Below are 19590 nucleotides of genomic sequence, written 5' to 3' on the forward strand. Positions count from 1 at the left end.
TCTATTCGGCTGCCGACGACGTCGTCGCTGACGATTCACTTTTGCCGGATGATGAGGAATCTGACTTCGTCGATTCCTGCGACTTCTTTTCCGCGCTGGCACCCTTCTTGTAGGACTCACTGCGGTAGTCTGTTTGATAAAAGCCGGAGCCCTTGAAAATGATACCGCCGCCGGCACTGATAATGCGTTCGGCTTTCAATTTGCCGCACTCCGGACATTTCTTCGTCGGACTGGCGGAAATCGATTGAAACTCGTCCCACTGGTTTTCGCACGCTTTGCAGCGGTACTCGTACGTTGGCATAACCGTTGTTTTCCTTGTGGCGGGTCAGTCAGCGTCAGTTGACGCTGCATCATTGGTCGGGGGAGGAGCGCAGGCCACGATTACCTTGGCCGGTCTGATGACGCGATCATGAAGCTTGTATCCGGTTTCCACGACGTCCAGCACAGTCATCGGCGGATGCTCGGCGGATGGCACCTGAGTCAGCGCTTCGTGCAGGTTTGGGTCGAACGGCTGACCCTGCGGACGAATGGGTATCGCGGAATGAGCTTTCAGCACATCTTCGAACTGCTGGCTGACCATGTGGATGCCGTCCAGAAGATTCTGAAGATCGCCCGACTGTTCGGCAGCGCCGACGGCGCGTTTCAGGTTGTCCAGTCCCGGCAGCATGTCGCGGATAATGGGAATCGACTGGTACTTGCGAAACTCATCGACCTCACGCTGAGTACGGCGACGGAAGTTGTCAAGTTCCGCCTGAGCCCGCAGCGAACGGTCCCTGGCCTCGTCAGCTTCCTGCCGCAGTTTCTGCAGTTCGTCCGAATCGATTGCCGCGGCGGCGGACGCAACGGCCTCAGCAGTCACGTCGGCCCCCTGGCTGTCCGTGTCCGCTGCGGCGCCGTCGCCGGCTTCGGTATGTTTCTTTTCCCTGCTCATGGTAATCGCTGTCGGTGCTAAATGGTGTCACGGTACCGGAAGAGGAGTGATGACCTTCCCAAGCTGTTGCTGCGGACGCGAAGTTCGTTGTCCGGATTCCCGGTGGACCGACAACTGTGCAGGCCGAAATACCATCGATGCCCGCTCAGTGTGTCTGTCAGTCCAGGTCGATTAGTCGTCATCATCGCCGGCGAAAAACTCCCGGACCTGTGCAAAGAACGATTTGCGGTGCGGCATCACGTCCTTGTCTTCCAGTTCCGCCAGTTCCCGCAGCAATTCTTCCTGGCGCTGATTTAGTTTTCTCGGAACTTCGACCTGAAGTTCCACAAGCAGGTCGCCCGTTCGGCTGCCGCCTCGCGGATCCGGCATTCCCAGACCACGCAGTCGAACAACACTGCCCGGCTGTGTTCCCGAACTGACTTCCAGCGTCTGCCGGCCATTTAGCGTGGGAATCGGAATCTCCGCTCCCAGCGCCGCCTGAGTGTACGTGATGGGGACTCGGCATTTCAGATCCAGACCGTCGCGATTGAACAGCGGATGCGGCCGCACTTCGATATCGACAAACAGGTCACCTCGCGCTCCGCCTCTGGTGCCTGCTTCGCCCTCGCCGCGCAGACAAAGCTGCATTCCGGTGTCGATGCCCGCCGGTATGGAAACTTCGCGAACAACGTCCCTCATCGTCCGGCCGGTCCCGGAACAGTCGCCGCACGGATCCCTGATCGTTTCTCCTGCGCCCCGGCACGCCGGACAGGTCGTCTGAACACGGAAAAATCCCTGCGACTGAATCACCTGACCGTGTCCGCCGCACGTGCTGCACTTGACCTTTTCCGATCCGGGCCGGGCACCCGATCCGTGACACGTTTCGCATTCTTCGTGTCGTGAGATATGCAGTTCGCGGCGGCAGCCGGCAGCAGCCTCGGGCAGCTCGATCTGAACTGACGCCTGCAGCGAAGCGCCGCGCTGCGCGCCACCGCCACGGCGCCGACCGCCGCCGAACCCGAATCCCTCAAACAGATCTCCGAATGCTCCGAAGATGTCGTTCATGTCCTGGAAGCCGGCGCCGCCACCGCCGCCAGCCGCCCCGGAGACTCCCGCATGTCCAAAGCGATCGTAGCGAGACCGCTTACCGGGATCACTCAAAACGTCAAAAGCCTCGGCTGCCTCCTTGAACTTCACGACCGCTTCTTCGTCGCCCTGGTTGCGGTCCGGGTGGTATCTGAGAGCCAGCTTTCGGTAAGCCTTCTTGATGACGTCACCGGACGCGTCACGCGCTACCTCGAGCACTTCGTAGTAGTCACGCTGCGAAGTCATCATCTGTTCCCGTCGTGCCGAATGCCGATGCGATCTGTGTTCCGTCCGATCGCAGCCATTGTGGCATATTCAATCGTTCCGCTGCAAAAATCACGGAAGCATACGTCGTGGAAGCCCGGCTTTTTTTGAAAAGCCGGGCTTCCGGACCCGTTTCCGGGCGAGCCGCTTCAGTGAACCCGACATGCCTTCAACAGCCCCGACATCCGGCGCTGGCAGGTGAGAATTCGAAGAACGAAAGCGACTGCTAGCGGATCGCCCCTTCAACCTTCGGCTTGCTGGCGCCTCCGTCGGCATCGTCAGTGCGAGTCACCAGGACGGAAGTGGTCAACATCAGTCCGGCAATGGAGGCCGCCAGCGACAGGGCGCTGCGGACAACCTTCGCCGGATCCAGAATCCCGGCAGCCAGCATATCCACGAACTGGCCATTTGACGCGTCGAATCCCATCGCACCTTTCAACTGACGAACTTCGTCCGCAATGACCGCACCGTCCGCACCGCAGTTGCTGGCGATCTGCCGCAGCGGCGCTTCCAGAGCGCGGATGATGATGCCGACACCGATCGCTTCGTCACCGCTGGATTCCAGCTTCTGAACGGCCGTGATCGCTCGCAGCAAAGCCACACCGCCGCCGGGAAGAATGCCTTCTTCAACGGCAGCGCGGGTTGCGTGCAGGGCGTCTTCCATGCGAGCCTTCGTCTGCTTCATTTCCGCTTCGGTGGCCGCTCCCACGGAAATCACCGCCACGCCGCCCGTCAGTTTGGCCAGACGTTCCTGGAATTTCTCGCGGTCGTAGTCACTGTCGGTCTTTTCGATGTGATCACGGATCTGCTGAACACGAGTCTTGATGGCATCGTGGTCTCCGTTGCCTTCGATGATCGTGGTGCTGTCCTTTGTGACCTCAACGCGCCGCGCCGAACCAAGCTGAGCCAGTTGAACGGAATCCAGCTTGATGCCAAGGTCTTCGGAGATCAGCGTTCCTCCGGTCAGCGTGGCCATGTCTCCCAGCATCGCCTTTCGACGGTCGCCAAAGCCGGGCGCCTTCACGGCACAGACCTTCAGCACGCCGCGCAGCTTGTTGACAACCAGCGCGGTCAGCGCTTCGCTGTCGACATCCTCCGCGACCACCAGCAACTGCTTGCCGGACTGAGCAACCTTTTCCAGCAGCGGAACAAATTCACGCAGGTTCGAAATCTTCTTTTCGAACAGCAGAATCAGGCAGTCTTCCAGCACGGCCTTCATGTCTTCGGCACTGGTCACGAAGTAGGGAGAAATGTAGCCCTTGTCGAACTGCATCCCTTCCGCAAATTCCAGCGTCGTTTCGTTCGCCTTGCCTTCTTCAACGGTGATAACACCATCGCGACCGACGCGTTCCATCGCATTGGCGATCATATCCCCGATGGCTCGGTCGTTGTTCGCGGAGATCGCTCCCACCTGGGCAACCTGCTGCCGGGATTCAACCGGTCTGGCCTGCGATTCAATGCTGGCCAGTGCCGCTTCGACCGCCTTTTCAATGCCGCGCCGAACAACCGTCGGATTCGCTCCCAGAGAAATGCTGCGCAGGCCTTCGTCATAAATTGCCCTGGCCAGCACGGTCGCGGTGGTCGTTCCATCACCCGCCAGATCACTGGTCTTGCTGGCCACTTCATTGACCAGCTTGGCCCCCATGTGCTCGTACGGATCGTCAAGCTCAACCTCTTTGCTGACAGTCACACCGTCTTTCGTGACGACCGGGTTGCCGAAGCTTTTGTCGATAATCACATTGCGACCCGTTGGCCCCATCGTGACAGCGACCGCCTTTGCAAGTGTGTCGACACCGCGATGCAGCTTGATTCGAGCGCGGTCGTCAAACAGTAGTTGTTTAGCCATTTTCGTCCTCGGGAAGTTTTCAGATGTCAGTGTTCAGTTGTCTGTGTTCAGTGCCAGAATCGCGGATGGCGCCTCAATCGAGCACACGACGACGATTCAGCGGTGGCGGTCTCAGGTCAGTGCCGGCGTAAGTTTTCGACTGCTGCCGAAAACGGATGACCGACACTGAGTCCCCGGACTAGACGACCTTCGCCAGAATGTCGCTCTCGCGAAGAATCTTCACTTCCTCACCGTCGATTTCAATTTCCGTACCGCCGTACTTGCCGAACAGAACCTGATCGCCGACTTCAACGCTGATCGGGCTGCGCTGTCCACTGTCCAACAGACGTCCCGGCCCGACGGCCAGCACGGTCCCGCGCTGTGGCTTTTCCTTGGCGGCATCCGGCAGGACGATGCCGCCGGAAGTCTTTTCTTCTGCTTCGCCGGGACGAACTACGATTCGATCATCGAGAGGATTGACTTTCATCATTTGCTCCGTGGTGCTTCAAAGACTTGTCTGGATCTATGGAAAATGTCTGAACTGAATTGAACTTTGGGGCGGCGACTTACCCGCATGGCAGGTAACCGGCAGAGCCCGGCCACTGAACAACAACTGTGACCGCACCGACCATTGCAGTGACCACACTCGGCGAGCGATGGCCGCACCGCTGATTACATCATTCCGGGCATACCGCCCATCCCGCCGCCCATACCACCCATGCCTCCCATGCCTCCCATGTCGTGGTGGTGGTCGTCGTGGTGGTTGTCCTCTTCCTTTGCCGGCTCTTCGACGACAATGCAGTCTGTCGTCAGCAGCAGTGAAGCAACGCTGATGGCATTCTGCAGAGACGACCGAACAACCTTGGTTGGATCAACCACGCCAAACGCGAACATGTCGCCATACTGGTCATTCAGGGCATCGTAGCCGTGAGAAGCCTTCTTCTCCTTCTTGACGCGGTTCGCGACAACGGCACCATCCAATCCGGCGTTTTGAGCAATCATCCGCAGTGGCATTTCAAGAACGCCGCGAACCAGTTCCACGCCGTGCTCTTCGTCGCCCTTCAGCTTCATCTCATCAAGGATTCGGGCACACCGCAGCAATGCGACACCGCCGCCGGGCACGACCCCTTCTTCAATGGCAGCTCGCGTCGCATTCAACGCGTCATCGACCAGGTCCTTGCGTTCCTTCATTTCCGTTTCGGTGGCGGCTCCGACTTTGATTTGAGCCACGCCGCCAGCCAGCTTGGCCAGTCGTTCCTGCAGCTTTTCACGGTCGTACTCGCTGTCCGTCGATTCGATTTCACGCCGAATCTGCTCGGCGCGACCGGAAATGTCGCCCTTTTTTCCGGAACCTTCGATGATGACTGTCTTGTCGGAATCGATCCGGACTCGCTTGGCGCGACCCAGGTCTGAAAGCTGAATATTCTCCAGCTTGATCCCCAGATCCTTGAAGAACGCCTTCCCGCCGGTCAGCACGGCAATATCTTCCATCATCGCCTTGCGACGGTCTCCGTAGCCCGGTGCTTTGACGGCTGCCACCTGCAGAATACCGCGCATCTTGTTGACAACCAGTGTCGCCAGAGCTTCGCCTTCGACGTCTTCAGCGATGATCAGCAGCGGAGCACCGTCCTTTGACACTGCTTCCAGCAGCGGGACCAGTTGCTTGGCGTTTGAAATCTTCTCTTCGTGCAGCAGAATTCGGCAGTTGTCGAATACAACTTCCTGCTCATCCTGATTCGTTATGAAGTGCGGCGACAGGTAGCCTCGATCGAATTGCATTCCTTCGACCAGCTCGACTTCCGTGCTGACGTTGCGACCTTCCTCGACGGTGATGACTCCGTCTTTGCCGACCTTCATCAGAGCGTCGGCAAGAATCTTGCCAACTTCCGGGTCGTTATTTCCGGCGATTGCGGCGACGCGAGCAATCTGCTCCTTGTCGTTGGCCTTGACCACCCTGGACATCTTCGCGAGCTCTTCGACGACCGCCACGACGGCCTTTTGAGCACCGCGGCTGAGAGCCATCGCGTCGGCTCCCGCAGCGATGTACTTCAGCCCGGCACGGTAAAGCGCCTCAGCCAGGACTGTCGCGGTTGTCGTTCCGTCTCCGGCAACGTCGTTGGTCTTCGACGCCGCTTCCTTCACAAGCTGCACGCCGACATTCTCGTAGGGATCTTCCAGCTCAATATCTTCGGCAACCGTCACACCGTCCTTGGTCACCTTCGGGGCTCCCCAGCCCTTGTCCAGGACCGCATTTCGTCCTCGCGGCCCCAGCGTGCTGCTGACGGCCTGCGAAAGCTTCGAAACGCCGGACAGCAGACCCTTTCGAGCCTCTTCGTCAAACGTCAGTAACTTTGCCACGGTTTCTCCTCGGTCACGGTTTCTTTTTCTGGCGTGTCTGTCTGGCAGCAACCTGCCGTGACGGTCCCGCAGAGCAAACAACATGCCGGGCAGGAAACTGTGAGTGTAAGTCATTCAACAGTTGATACTTGCAGGCAGCCTGAGCTACGTGTCATGCGGGACTCAGGTCACACATCCGTCGTTTTGGCAGACGGCTGGCGGCTCTCGCCGGCAAGCTTCGAACAACGGACCTCGCGTCCGGTAACCATCCACCCGGACGCCGTCCTCAAATGATTTTGAGTGAGGCTGCGGACCACGGGACGCTGGCCCCGCCTTCCCTTCACGGAAACATCGGCGTCCTCGATTCTGCTCGCCGGCAGAATTTGCCAGCGTTGCCGACACCCACATCTCAAGCAGCACCGCTGACACGCGTGACCCTGCGACTCGCGGAGACTAAAATCCTGTCAAAGTAAGCAGGCTGAGTCGCTCAGGCAGTTCAACGGCCGCGCGACGTTTCGAAGAAAACTCAAACAGGACAGACAAACATGATTCGGCACATCGCATCGGCATTTCTGATCGCGGCGGCTCTCACGGGAACCGCTTCAGCACACGATCCGCTTTGGTTCGCCGGCGGCCCGCCAGCCTATGCATTCGGAGGCCAGACAGTCACGTATCAGTCGGTCAGCATCGCCCCGGCCGCGTATCCAGCGCCTGTTGTCGTTCAACAGCCGGCTTATGTCGTGCCGACCGCCGTTTCTGTCTATTCGTATCCGGTGGTTACTGCTTACCGCGGCCCGCTGGCGCCTGCTCCGGTCAGCGTCGTGACGTATAACCAGGTGTTCGCACCAACGGTTCCCGTCGCTGCCGCCTATTACGGCCCTGTCTATCGCAGGCCACACTTCCATCGGGTTCGGCCTCACGGCGTTGCCATCGGCATTGGCGTTTACTGATTCGTTCCGGAAACGCGCACTCTGCGGCATTGGGCAAGTCGAATCCTGCAAGCCGCGGACGTGAGTCTGCCGGCGGAGTGAAACCGTAAGGCCAGCGTTCGATCGTTTCTCAGATGCCTGCCGCCGAGCAAGAACACACGCCGATCGGCAGTGACCGGCAAATCGACGCCCCGGAGGGCATCTTGACCGTTGCGGCGCTCCGGCGGTACGCTGCCGGAGCACGCAGCGAGTCCAGGCAATTCACGGATGAACGCGATGAGAATCTTTTTTTCGGCCGGCGAACCAAGCGGCGATCAGCACGCTGCCCATTTGATTCAGGAACTGCGGTCGCGGCGAAGTGACTTTGCGGCGGAAGGTTTTGGCGGTCCGGAAATGCGGAAGCAGGGCTGTTCGCTGCTGTTTGAACTGACACAACTGGCCGTCATGGGATTCCTGCGAGTCGTCCCGCTGTTGGCGAAGTTCCGTCGACTGGTTCGGCAGGCGGAAGCTCACTTCGACCAGTCGCCGCCGGATGCCGTCGTGCTGATCGATTTTCCCGGCTTTAACTGGTGGATCGCCCGAGCCGCCAGGCGACGCGGCATTCCGGTCTACTACTATCTTCCGCCGCAGTTGTGGGCCTGGGCGGGCTGGCGAATTCGCCGCGTTCGCAAGTGGGTCGATCACGTTATTTGCGCGCTGCCGTTTGAATACGACTGGTACCGGTCGCGCGGCGTGAAGACGACGTGGGTCGGACATCCGTTCTTCGACGAAGTGGCGGCCAGAACTCTGGACAAGCCGTTGATGCGGCAGTTTCAAAGTGCCGATTCTCAGCAAACTCCCACAGTCGTCATCGGACTGTTGCCGGGGTCCCGCAATCACGAAGTTGATCGCAACTGGCCGCTGATGCTGGAGGTCGTGAAGACGGTGTCTGGTTCCGTCGACGGCATCCGCTGGATCGTCGCGAACTACCGGCCGGAGCACTCCGTCACCTGCCGGAACCTGCAGCAGCAGGCCGGCCTGCCGGAGACGATTGATATCCAATACGTCGCCGGAAAAACCTCAGAAATCATCGAAGCGGCTGATTGCTGCCTGATGGTCAGCGGATCCGTCAGCCTGGAACTGCTGGCTCGCAGGACCCCCGGAGTCGTCCTGTATCGCGGCCACCGGATCGGGCTGATCGCGTCCTGGTTTTTGATGAAGTGTCGCTTCATCACGCTTGTCAACCTGATCGCCGACCGGGAAGTCATGCCGGAGTTCATTTCTGTCGGTGATCCGACACGCGACATTCGCAGCATGGCCGGCCACCTGGTGAACTGGTGCCGAAACCGCGACGAACTTCAGCACAAAGCCGACGAAATGGCGGCGCTGGCCGACCGGGCCGCGATCACCGGAGCAACCGGACGAGTCGCCGACCTGCTGGAACGCGAACTTGCGACCGGCAACGGAACACTGCCGGCAACGGCCGAAGCGGCATAGTAGTCGGGGTTCTCCACCCGTCCCGTCATTACCGCGCAGGCGGGAACCCAGTGTGTGCGGCTTGGTTCCCGCCTGCGCGGGAATGACGGGACGAGCTGTGGCACGGCCGGAGGTGATGCCCTGCAATCGGCAATCATCACTCGGAAGTCTACAATGGCACGATGCATCAGCTTATCCGAGCCTCCGCCGGCAGCGGCAAGACGTTCAAGCTGTCGAATCATTTTCTGAAGCAGTTGTTTCTCGGCAACGCTCCGGAAACGATTCTGGCCACGACGTTCACGCGCAAGGCGGCCGGTGAAATTCTGGGACGCGTCCTGATGCGACTTGCCGGCGCCGCTCAGGATTCCGCTGCCGCGGCGGAACTGGCAGAGCAACTGAAGCCCGCCGATGTCACTCAGGCCAGGTCCCGGCAACTTCTGGCAGGCGTGACCGCGGAACTGCATCGCGTCCGAGTCTGCACGCTGGACAGCTTCTTTCAGCAGGTCGCGCGAAGCCTGACTCTGGAACTGGGCCTGCCGCCGGGATGGAGCATCGTCGACGACGCGACCGACCGCGACCTTCGCCAGCAGGCAATCGACGCGGTGCTTTCGCAACACGTGCCGAAGGACGCTCAGCGGTTGATGCAGATGCTGGCGAAAGGTCGCAGCAAGCGCAGTGTCCGCGATCTCATCAACGATACAGTCGAGAATTTCTACGACCTCTTTCTGCAGACAGACCAGGATGCCTGGCAGCGCATTCCCAAACTTCCGCGACTCACCGGGCAGGAACTTCAGCAGACGATCGCAGACCTGCAGGAATGCGAACTTCCCGATCGCAAAAATTCCGCCGACACGCGAGCTGCCGACATCGCACGATTCGAATCAGGCGACATGGAAAAGTTCCTGACGACCGGATTTGCGAAGTCCGTCTTCGAGGGACACTGCACCTACTACAAGAAGCCCCTGCCGGAAAGCCTCGTCGAATCCTGCCGCAAGCTGGTCTCGCACGCGAAGGCTGAACTGCTGGACGCGCTCCGCCAGCAGACAATTGCCACGTATCGCCTGATCGAACGATTTGACCGCGAATACGCTCGGCTGCGATCCGAACACGGCTGGCTGGGATTCAACGACGTCACGCGCACGCTCGCCCGTTCCCACCGAGCGGCCGACGGAGACCGCATGAATTTCCGGCTCGACAGTTCGATCCGGCATCTGCTGCTGGACGAGTTTCAGGACACGTCGCCCGATCAGTGGAGTGTCCTGAAACGCCTGGCACTGAATATCGCCGAACGCTCGACGCCGGATGAAACCAAAGGCAGCTTCTTCTGCGTGGGCGATCCGAAACAGGCGATCTATGGCTGGCGCGGCGGTGTGGCTGAGATTCTGGATTCCGTGGAACGCACAATCCCCGACATCGCAGCCACGTCGCAGGACGAAAGTCGCCGATCTTCCACCGCGGTCATTAACACGGTCAACCGCGTGTTTCGCCACATCGACAGGCACGCCGGCCTGGACGACTACGAAGGAGCCTGCCGCGACTGGTCAAGTGCGTTCCCGGAACACTCGACTGTCCACACGGATCGGCCAGGCTTCGTTCAGTTGCGAACGTCGCCGAAGTTCGAAGGCGACAACGCCGACGAACGCCGCGAACCATATTTCGAATGGGTGGCGCAGCAGGTCAGGGAACTGCATCAACAGGCTCCGGGCGCGGAGATCGGCGTCCTGACAGTCAGAAACGCAACCGTCGCGCGGCTGGTTCACAAATTGACGCTGATGGGAGTTCCGGCCAGTGAGGAAGGCGGCACGGCTCCCGTCGACAGCCCCGCCGTGCTGGCCGTGTTTTCGCTGCTGCACCTGGCCGGACATCCCGGCTGTGAGGTGTCCCGGTTTCATGTCGCCACCTCACCGCTCGCGGACTTGGCAGGACTGCACACCTGGAACGACGACACAGAAGCAGCCGAATCGGCAGCGCGCATTCGAGCCCGTCTGATGGACGACGGGTACGGCCGCACTCTGCAGTGGATTTCCAATACCGTTCGACCCGTGTGCAGTCAGAGGGACCTGCTGCGGCTGAAACAGATCGTTGCTGAAGGCTGGAAGTTCGACCAATCACCGTCGCTGAGCCCGACGGAATTCGTCCGTCTGCTGGAAGGCAGCCGGCTGAGCAAAGCCGAACCGGCTCCGGTGCGAGTGATGACGATTCACCAAAGCAAGGGCCTGGAATTTGATGTCGTCGTGCTGCCGGAACTGGATGGCGCAAGAGATCTGTTTCGTTCGCCGAAGGCTGCGGTCGGCGGACCGGGAGGCGACGCGCCGCCGGACAGCGTTTGCCTGTGGCGAAAAAAGGAGCTGCGCCCGCTGCTGCCCGAAGCTCTGCGGCGGGCATTTGAACAGACGACCGAACGAGACGTCCGCGAAGCACTGTGCAAGCTTTACGTCGCGCTCACGCGAGCCGTCCACGCGCTGCACATGCTGGTACCGCCGGTCGAAAAGGGAAAGTCGCCCAAAACTTTCGCGGGGCTGCTGCTGGCGGCTTTGTGCGATGACGATTCGGATGGTGAAAATGAAGTCCTTTACGAAACCGGCGACGAATTCTGGTTCAACAACAACCCGAAATTCGGGCAGCCGCGACCGCATGACGCGATCCGGCCCGATCCCGCGCTCGCGGCGCCGAAGATCAGGCTTCAACCGATGCCCGGCGGCCGAATTCGCGGGCTGCGACGCGAGGCTCCTTCGAAACACGAACCGGATCGGCTGTACATCAGCTCGCGTTCCGGCAAGTCCGACGGAATTCCTGAAGAATCCGGCTGGCAGCGACCCGATGCCGCAGATTCCCGGACGACCGCGATCGATCCACGGACGAAAGGCACGTTGTTTCACGCATGGTTCGAAGCAATTCTGTGGCTGGACGAAGCGACGCTGCCCGAAGACGGCGCCTGGTACGCAATCGCCGAATCGAATGGCATCGACAAAGCCACGACCGACCTGCTGCTACCGGACTTCCTGCGAATTTTGAAACAGTCCGAAGTGCGACAGACTCTGAGCCGTTCCGCCGCATTAGCGCGAGCACCATTCGCCGAACTGTCGGGCGGGATCCGCGGCGGACAGTACGAATTGAGCGTTGAGAACGAACGCTCGTTTGTCTTCCGCCGCAGCGGAGCCATCGTTCAGGGCACGATTGATCGCCTGGTGCTTCTCAGCAAGAACGGCAGGCCCGCTGCCGCAGAAATCATCGACTTCAAGACAGACCGACTGTTCGGTGACTCCGCCATCTGGGCCGCCGACAGAATCGCACACTACGGCCCGCAGCTTGACGTCTATCGCGAAGCAGTCGCTCATTGCTTCCGCGTCGATCCGGACGCCATCGTTTCTCGACTGCTGTTGCTTGAGGCCGACGTTCTGGCAACAACGAATGTCCATTCCGCGCGGTAAGAGCGGCGGTCCGATCATTCGGCAGCCAAAAAGCACCGAAGCACGCTGCATTCCGCCCACTGGCAGTCGGGCCGTGTCGCTTGCCGCCCGGCGCAGTGACTCTCGGAACGACGATTCACCATCAACGGACGCGGCAGATTCTGACGCACTGCGCAGGAAAAAAGGCTCGCCAACCGACAGACGATTGACGAGCCCTGATCTATTAAGCGAGGCCGACGGGACTTGAACCCGCAACCTCCGGATCGACAGTCCGGCGCTCTAACCAATTGAGCTACGGCCCCCTGCTTGGGGTGGGGAACAGTATCACCGCGAAACTGCGGAATCAAGTATTCCGCAGACCAATTCTTCGACCGACGGTCAGGAACTGCGGGGAGTTGCGGTCAGTTCATTCCTTCGGCGGACGACGCGGCCCCCGGCGTCGCTGTCCGCCGCGACCACCGCCGGAACCTCGGCTACCGCTGCGGCGTTCAGCGTGGTCGGCACCGGGAGACCGGATCTGCAGATAGCTGATGGCCTCTTCCCACGACGAAACGCCTTCGAATTCGGGTGCCACTCCCGTCGCTCGACGCGCTCCGGCAGGTGCCGACGCCGCTTCATCTTCATCCTGTGGCGAAGATGATCGCCGTCGTCCGGCCGGTTCTGCATCCGCCGGCGCCGATTGTTCCCGCTGCGGCCTGCGGCGACGTGAGGAACGCCGCCTTCCAGGACGTTCAACTTCGTCTTCGACAGCTTCGGAATCGCCCGCATCGGCCACCAGTTCATCGTCATCGTCGTCCCAGGTGTCTTCCGCTTCGACGACAACGGGTTTCGGTCGAGAACGTCCGCGGCGTCCTCCGCGAGACCGGCGGCGCGGTCGTTCGTCATCGTCTTCTTCGTCTTCGTCGGAAGATTCTGCCGCCGGAGCCGTTCGATCCGCCCCGGGCCGCTTGCGCGGAGGCGGCACCGTCCGGCTGCGGGCCGGCGCGACGCTGACAAAGTCCTCGTCGTCCTCTTCGAACAGGATTTCGGACAGAACATCCTCATCTTCTTCGTCTTCGTCGATTCCCTCAACCGACGAAGTTGCCGCGGGAACGGACGATTCCTCAGCAACGTCTTCACGGTCCCGGCGACGACCGCGGCCGCGCCGGCCACGACGACCCCGCTTGCGCCGCGGCTGAACATCAGCGTCCTGAAGTTCTTCCGCTTCGTCCTCGTCAGCAACCGCCCGGACATCAACGACGTCGTCCTCGTCTTCGTCTTCCTCGTCGTCGTCAAATCCAGCAGCGACTTTTTCGTCGGCGGCAGGGGGCGCTTTGCCGGATGGTGCCTCGTCGTCCCAGACCCACTGATCCAGTTCGTCCCAGTAGGCTTCGTCGTCGGCGGCAGCAACCTTTACGGGCGCAGACTCCTTCTTTCCTGTCGATTTCGAAGCGGAGTCCTGTTTCGACGCTGCGGGGCGAACCGCTGGTGGTTCTTCTGCTTCGTCGTCGTCTTCCGCTTCGTCGTCGAAGTCAAATACGATATCGATGTCTTCGTCGTCATCGTCATCGTCGTCGTCGAAATCGTCTTCCACGACAGGCCGAGCCGGTTCGGACTTTTTAGCCGCCTCAGAATGTGATCGCTGCACCGGCTTTTCTTCGGCCCGCGCCACAGGAACGGCTCGCCCGGACTCGGCGACGTCGGCGTCCTCTTCATCGTCCTCGTCGGAGAACAGAATCAGGTCGTCGTCGATTTCGTCGGCATAAGCTTCCGCCGAATAATCCGGCTGCCGGCGGTCGTCGCGATCAAACTCGACGTCATCATCGCCGGACGCCGCTGCCGCCGCAGGCTCAGCGGGCGTCAGCCCAAGCAGACTGTCGACGGATGAACTCCCGTCATCGTAGTCATCGAACAGCAGTTCATCGCCAACCGCTTCCGGCTTGCTGAAGTCGATGCCGAACAGCTTCCTGGCCAATTCGTCGGAATTGTCCGCGGAATCCTGAGGTTCGTTTTGCTCTGCCGGGTTCGTCATGAAAGTCGTTTCTGAGTGGTCTGCCGATTCAAAAAAACGGCCGTTTTCGTTGGGGACGGCCGGATTGCTTCGAGAGGCTCTCCGGTCACTTGTGGCCGCATGATACTTGCCGGATTTTGCATTGGCCAGACTCCGATGCTCCCGGATTCGCAGTTCCCGGCCCTGACTCACACATCGTCCTGCGGATGCGATCTCCCCCGGAGGCAGCGCCAGGGCAGTTGCGCCCCACGCTCCCCGCCCGGCCGAAGGCCATCAGGAGCGTCGAATTAGCGAAGCAAGTTCGGAGAAGGGCGGCTCCGCGTTCGCCACTCTGCGTTGTCAGAAACACCGGTTGCGCGTTCGGCCCTCTCCCTCGCATCGCTCCGCTCGCTCGACCTCTCCCTGCCGCTGCGCTGGGAGAGGTGAGTGCGCGGACGCCGGGAGACGCGGATCCGCTAAAGCTGCGATGGCGAATCAGTCCGGGTCCGATTGATCGCCGTCGGGCGTGTCGTCGTAATCAAAGGTAACGTTTCGAACCTCAAATCCAATCGCAATCTGCCGCTTCTGCGGGTCCATTCTCAGAGCGTGGTAGTTGAGTGTCCGGCCGAGATCTTCCTCGGCGAACAGTTCTTCACCGGTTCTGGCGTCCAGCACTCGTGCTGCATAGTGTGCAGTGGGTGCATCGCTTCCGTCCGGCAGTTTGTCGCTGGGACGCTTCAAAAGGACAAGCAGCGGCGCGGCGGGTGTGAACGGAGGCTGCTGGCCCGGCGTCAGAATTCGAAGGAGTTCATGATCGGTGCGTCTTGACCACAGGAGCGATTTTCCGCCACCGTCGATCGCGTAAATCCAGCCATTAATCGGATTCGTGTCGGAAATCGGATTCAGATCGTACGACGGGTCATCCACGCTTTCGGTCAGCACCAGCAGCCGTTCGTGGCATGGCCGAAGATAGAGTGCTCGACATGCGGGAGCATCCGGAACAGTCAGGTCCGACACCGTTTCTCCGGATTCGGCATCGAAGATTCTCAGACGATTGCTTTCCGACAGCACCGCCACCATGCCGCCTGCGATATTGGAAAAGCAGGAGTCCGCCGGCAGCGTCACTTGCCAGACCGTGGAGTTATCGGCCAGGCTGAATAACTCGAGACTGGACTTCTCCGAGGTCAGCCGAAACAGCAGACAGCGTCCTTCAGAAACTGCGATTCGCCAGTAGGTATCCGTGCCGGGCTCTATTTCGAAGTCGGCGATGGACGAATTTGAGTTTTCGTTCGCTTCGGTCCACCAGTCGGGCAGCGGGACTCGCCGAGTCACTGACCCGTCAAGCATGTCGCGCACTTCGATCTGTCCGGACAGTTCAGAAATCAGGCACAGTTCCTGTTCGGTTCCCGTAAGCGTGCAGTCGCCCGGAAGCCCGTCGACCTGCCACGCGCGCCTGCCCGTCAGCGGATCGACGACGCGAAGCTGCCGTCCGCTGTAAAGAGGCAGGCCGTTTGTCGTCAGCGGACCAACCGGGAACAAACCGGCCGGCTGGATGTCGTACTGTTCGGTTCGCTGCCAGGCGTCGTCAAATCCCTGGCGGTCCGTGGCCCGTTCCAGTTCGGTGGAAAGATTCAATTCCCAGAGCACGGTCGGCGGCGACTCGCCACTGGCCGTGGAACAGTCCAGCACAAACAACATGTGCTGCAGCTTCACGGCCAGCAAATGTCCGCAGGCCAGCAGATAACGTTCGGACACCGTGTTGTACGACTGAAAATAGCGACGTGCCTGATCGTTGAAAACGATCTGCGGCTCGAACTGCCACCTCAGACGTCCCACTTCGTCGTACGCCTGGACGCTGTTTTCTGCCACCGGCTGCACGAACGCCCAGCCGGGAAATGCACCAGCCGATCCGAACAGCGGAAGATTTCTTCCGGCCGCTCCGATTCGCGGATCGCGCCCGGCGACGGCAGTCCGCGCAGGCGACTCCGTGACGCGCGGCCGGCCGTTCCAGGGTCTGTGTTCCTCCGCAAGGTCGTCGGCATAATCATCGCGCCATTCCGCTGCGGCGGTGCGTGTCGCTTGATCGTACGGAAGCCGCAGACGCCGCAGCACCGATCCCGATTCGGGACGATCGGCTGCGGGACGTATGCGTTCTGCGCCGCCGCGGCTTTGTTCGAAAAGTGTCCGGACCGAATGCAGCATCCCGTTTTGGCGCCAGAGATCCAGCAGACTGACAACGGCCCGCCGCGCCGCGATGCTGTCACCGGAATCGATGCTGTCCGCCAGCAGGTGAGTTCTGACCAGCAGCGCTGTTTCCGCCGGAAGCGTTTCCTGTTCGTGAGCGAACACAGGAGCGATGGCCGGCGCCAGACCGGTCTGCAGGCAGATCTGACACCACCAATAGGTTTCCGCCGGCGACGACGCATTCCGGATTCGCTGTCGCAGCGGTTCCGTCAGCGCATTCACCAGTGCCGCGCGAAGTTCAGCACCGACGGGCTTCGATCGGTCGCTGTGTCGTGCGATCACCTGATGGATGACCTTCGCGACTCGACGATCCGCCTGACAGATGATCGGACCGGTGGCGACGTCGCGATCCCGCGCGACGTACGCATCGTCGAACTGCTGAAGTATGTGTTCTGCGAGTTCCCCGATCGGCAGACCGGACTGTTCCAGCAATCCCTGAGCCGCCGTGTCGCGCAGCCAGTCCAACTGCCGCCGAGTCCGATTGATCTGCTGCCACTGAGCCGGCAGCACGGCCGCATCGACGGGGTTCATGCCCAGCATTGACTGCACCAGCGCCGCCACCTGTTCCTTCGGCGGCGAACTTTCGGCAATCAACTGCCGGACCCGAGGAACCTTTTCGGCGTTGCCGCGGTAGTCCAGCCGAAGCGACTCCAGCAGCGTGTCGATTAACAACTGGCGTTCCGCGTCGTGGTCTGTCCCGGGACTCGGCGGTGTCGATCCGGCCAGCGCATCGGCAAGAACATTCTCCGCCTGGTTCACATTCTGCTGCAGCAGCAGCTCGCGAGCCGCCAGCAGCGGCGTGGACGCAGCTTCGTCAGGAATCGCGAACCGCCGCACGTCTCTTAATGACTGCGAAAAGAGATCGCCGTCCACGCCCAGCAGGTTTCCGGGAAGAGCTTCGCCGCCAAGCGACTGCGTCAGCAGCCGGCGGCCCGATTCAATGTCGATGGATTCAATCGCCGGCGCCGACGTGGGAACTTGAATGATCCGGCCGTTGGTGGCTGCCTGGCCGCAGACGATGTCGCCGTCAAGTTCCGTTCGCCAGAGCGAGGCACCGTCTTCCAGCCGAATGGCCTCCGCGCCCGTGGGACCGGTCAGCACGATCGTGTTCTCCGTGACCGCAGCGATTGCCCGCATCGCGCCGCGAGGCCGCGTCCAGAGTTCCATTCCGGAATGCAGATCCAGGCAGATCAGCCGATCCGAATCTCGCGGAGTCAGCAGAATCCGTTCAGCGGCGATCCGCGGCAGGGAATCCAGCCAGCCGGCAATCTGGTCCGCCATCATGGAATCGCGCTGATTGATCGCGTTTCCGATCACCGGAAAGACGCCCAGCTCGGGCATGGCGACGTTGCCGCGATAGCGATACACCCACCGGACTGAATGATCTTCCGCAGACACCGCGATCACTCGCTCATCGCAGGTACTGCAGATCAGCAGGCCCTGAGCGAACGACGGAATGACACCGCTGTACTTCCGCAGCGGATGCACTTCCAGATCGAACTGCGGAATGGACAGCAACTGCGACTGCACCGGCCGCAGATCCAGTTCACCCGGCGGCTGTCCAGCCACCTGTCCGGGGCGGGGTTTTGCCTGCAGCTGCAGCAGATAGATCCCCTGATCATTCTCGGACAGCACATAAATTCGTTCGCCCATCACCAGCGGAGCGCCGAGAAAGTACATTCCCGCCAGAGGATTGACGGGGCCGCCGTCGCCGCCGTTCAGGCTGCCTCCCGCCTGGCCGCGCAGTCTTCCGGTTGCCAGTTCGTAAGCTCGCAGATAGTTCACCGGATGCGTCTGCCCGGCGCTCGAACGGTTGTCCGGATCAATCTGCAGCGTCGCGGCCGTGACTTCTTCGACCGCGAAGACGAACGTTCCGTCGGTTGTCAACTGCCCGCCGGCGTTGGCTCGCGCCCAGTGATTAAACAACTGCGGCCCCAGCAACAGGGCACGGCGCTGCTGGTCCGAATCGCTGGCCGGTCCCAGCCGGCGCAGGTGATTGGCCAGCGCGGTTAGTTGCCGATCGACCAGGCCGGATTCCCACACCAGCTCTCCCGTATGACGGTTGCGGGCATGAATGTTGGTCACCGCCCGGTACACGATCAGGTCATCCGTCGCGATCGGCACCGCCGTGGACGCGATGCTGTTGCCCTCCGCCAGCTCGCGCATCGCGATCGTCCTGACCTGTGCGGAAGCCGCTTCCAGCAACGGGTTCAGTTCATCGGTCATTTCGCACGAATACGCTGACGCCGACCAGGCAGAAGTCAGCTCCGCCGGACCTGCGGAATGCACCTGAGTGCGACGGTAGTTGCCAAACGACTGCTGCCAGGTTTCGGGCCGGACGCGGCGCGGCGACTTCAGCTGTCCGGCCAGCCAGTCTCTCAGGTCGGTACCGGCGACCGGGCGCGGAATGGCCTGATATCCGGCGACGAACTTCTCGGTGGAATCAGATCGCAGCAGGTGCCGCAGCGAGTCAACGGCTTCCTCTTCCAGCCCGGCCAGCCACCAGTACCTGATCAGATCCCACTGCAGCCGATTGCGATCGTTCGCACCGCTCGACAGCCTTTGCAAACGACCGGTTTCCAGGGCCGCTTCCAGAAATTCTCCCCGGCTGACGTATAGTCCGATCAGCGTTCGGGCCGCCTGACTTGCGGCTGCCGTGTATTGAAATCGGATCACGGCTTCCTGCAGCATTCCGGGATCTCCGGTGGCCATCGCCTGCTGAAGCTGAGTCGTCGCGGTTGGTTGCTGCTGAGCGGAATACTGCTGCCGAAACGCTTCGGGAGCCGTTCGCCAGAGTTCTTCCAGCTTCGCTCGCGCTCCCGCGAGAACTTCGTGCTGACCGGGCCGAAGTTCCTCCGTCGCCGATGCGTTCAGGCTAAGCAGGAGGTCTTCGCCGCGACTGACTTCGGCCCAGGCGGCATCGAAGGCATCCGCCGCCTGCAGCCAGTTGCTGTCTGATATCAGTTGCTGCGTCGCCTGCATCAACTGAATGATCTGCCTCCGCTGACGATCCTCCGCGACGTCTTCCGCGGGCTGAGCGACAGCGCACGCAGCTCGCGCGGAAAGCAGAATGCACGCAATAATCAGCAACCTGCGTCGTCTGGTCATGAACATGGATCAGCGAAGTGGGAAAGGCCGGCGTCAAAGCGTCGGCAACCTGA

The 19590-nt window shown here is 61.0% G+C and carries 11 protein-coding genes and 1 tRNA gene; 3 read left to right on the plus strand and 9 right to left on the minus strand.

What is annotated here, in order from left to right:
• Nucleotide 1: 1 nt before the first annotated feature.
• From R3C19_03190 to groL (R3C19_03215), 6 genes are all read right to left on the minus strand, one after another.
• A complete protein-coding gene (locus R3C19_03190; GenBank protein MEZ6059348.1) occupies nt 2-301 on the minus strand; it encodes a zinc ribbon domain-containing protein in 300 nt (99 codons plus the stop codon).
• Between the two features lie 24 nt (nt 302-325).
• Entirely contained in the window at nt 326-931 is a 606-nt protein-coding gene (gene grpE / locus R3C19_03195; GenBank protein MEZ6059349.1) for a nucleotide exchange factor GrpE, read from the minus strand.
• A gap of 171 nt (nt 932-1102) precedes the next feature.
• Complete coding sequence (dnaJ, locus tag R3C19_03200) at nt 1103-2245, minus strand: molecular chaperone DnaJ (protein ID MEZ6059350.1); 1143 nt, start codon at nt 2243-2245, stop codon at nt 1103-1105.
• Between the two features lie 241 nt (nt 2246-2486).
• Nucleotides 2487-4106 carry a chaperonin GroEL gene (gene groL / locus R3C19_03205; GenBank protein MEZ6059351.1) on the minus strand — a complete coding sequence of 540 codons (1620 nt, stop codon included), beginning with the start codon at nt 4104-4106 and terminating at the stop codon, nt 2487-2489.
• Between the two features lie 178 nt (nt 4107-4284).
• The gene (groES, locus tag R3C19_03210; GenBank protein ID MEZ6059352.1) at nt 4285-4572 is read right to left on the minus strand and encodes a co-chaperone GroES; all 288 of its coding nucleotides are present in this window, start codon (nt 4570-4572) and stop codon (nt 4285-4287) included.
• A gap of 185 nt (nt 4573-4757) precedes the next feature.
• Entirely contained in the window at nt 4758-6443 is a 1686-nt protein-coding gene (gene groL, locus R3C19_03215; GenBank protein ID MEZ6059353.1) for a chaperonin GroEL, read from the minus strand.
• Nucleotides 6444-6967: 524 nt separating this feature from the next.
• Between groL (R3C19_03215) and R3C19_03220 the strand changes: the two genes are divergently transcribed.
• The 3 genes from R3C19_03220 to R3C19_03230 all read left to right on the plus strand — a co-directional run bounded on the left by R3C19_03220 (nt 6968) and on the right by R3C19_03230 (nt 12237).
• A complete protein-coding gene (locus tag R3C19_03220; GenBank protein ID MEZ6059354.1) occupies nt 6968-7372 on the plus strand; it encodes a hypothetical protein in 405 nt (134 codons plus the stop codon).
• Nucleotides 7373-7627: 255 nt separating this feature from the next.
• The gene (locus R3C19_03225) at nt 7628-8827 is read left to right on the plus strand and encodes a lipid-A-disaccharide synthase (protein ID MEZ6059355.1); all 1200 of its coding nucleotides are present in this window, start codon (nt 7628-7630) and stop codon (nt 8825-8827) included.
• Nucleotides 8828-8988: 161 nt separating this feature from the next.
• The gene (locus R3C19_03230) at nt 8989-12237 is read left to right on the plus strand and encodes a UvrD-helicase domain-containing protein (protein ID MEZ6059356.1); all 3249 of its coding nucleotides are present in this window, start codon (nt 8989-8991) and stop codon (nt 12235-12237) included.
• A 207-nt stretch (nt 12238-12444) separates the two neighbouring features.
• Here R3C19_03230 and R3C19_03235 read toward each other — a convergent pair.
• The 3 genes from R3C19_03235 to R3C19_03245 form a co-directional block, all read right to left on the minus strand.
• Nucleotides 12445-12518 (minus strand) — tRNA-Asp (locus tag R3C19_03235).
• A 104-nt stretch (nt 12519-12622) separates the two neighbouring features.
• A complete protein-coding gene (locus tag R3C19_03240; GenBank protein ID MEZ6059357.1) occupies nt 12623-14227 on the minus strand; it encodes a hypothetical protein in 1605 nt (534 codons plus the stop codon).
• A 453-nt stretch (nt 14228-14680) separates the two neighbouring features.
• Nucleotides 14681-19537 (minus strand): PQQ-binding-like beta-propeller repeat protein, encoded by a 4857-nt coding sequence (locus R3C19_03245; protein ID MEZ6059358.1) that lies wholly within the window; start codon nt 19535-19537, stop codon nt 14681-14683.
• Between the last annotated feature and the right edge of the window lie 53 nt (nt 19538-19590).

The sequence above is a fragment of the Planctomycetaceae bacterium genome (assembly GCA_041398785.1).
GTDB lineage: Bacteria > Planctomycetota > Planctomycetia > Planctomycetales > Planctomycetaceae > JAWKUA01.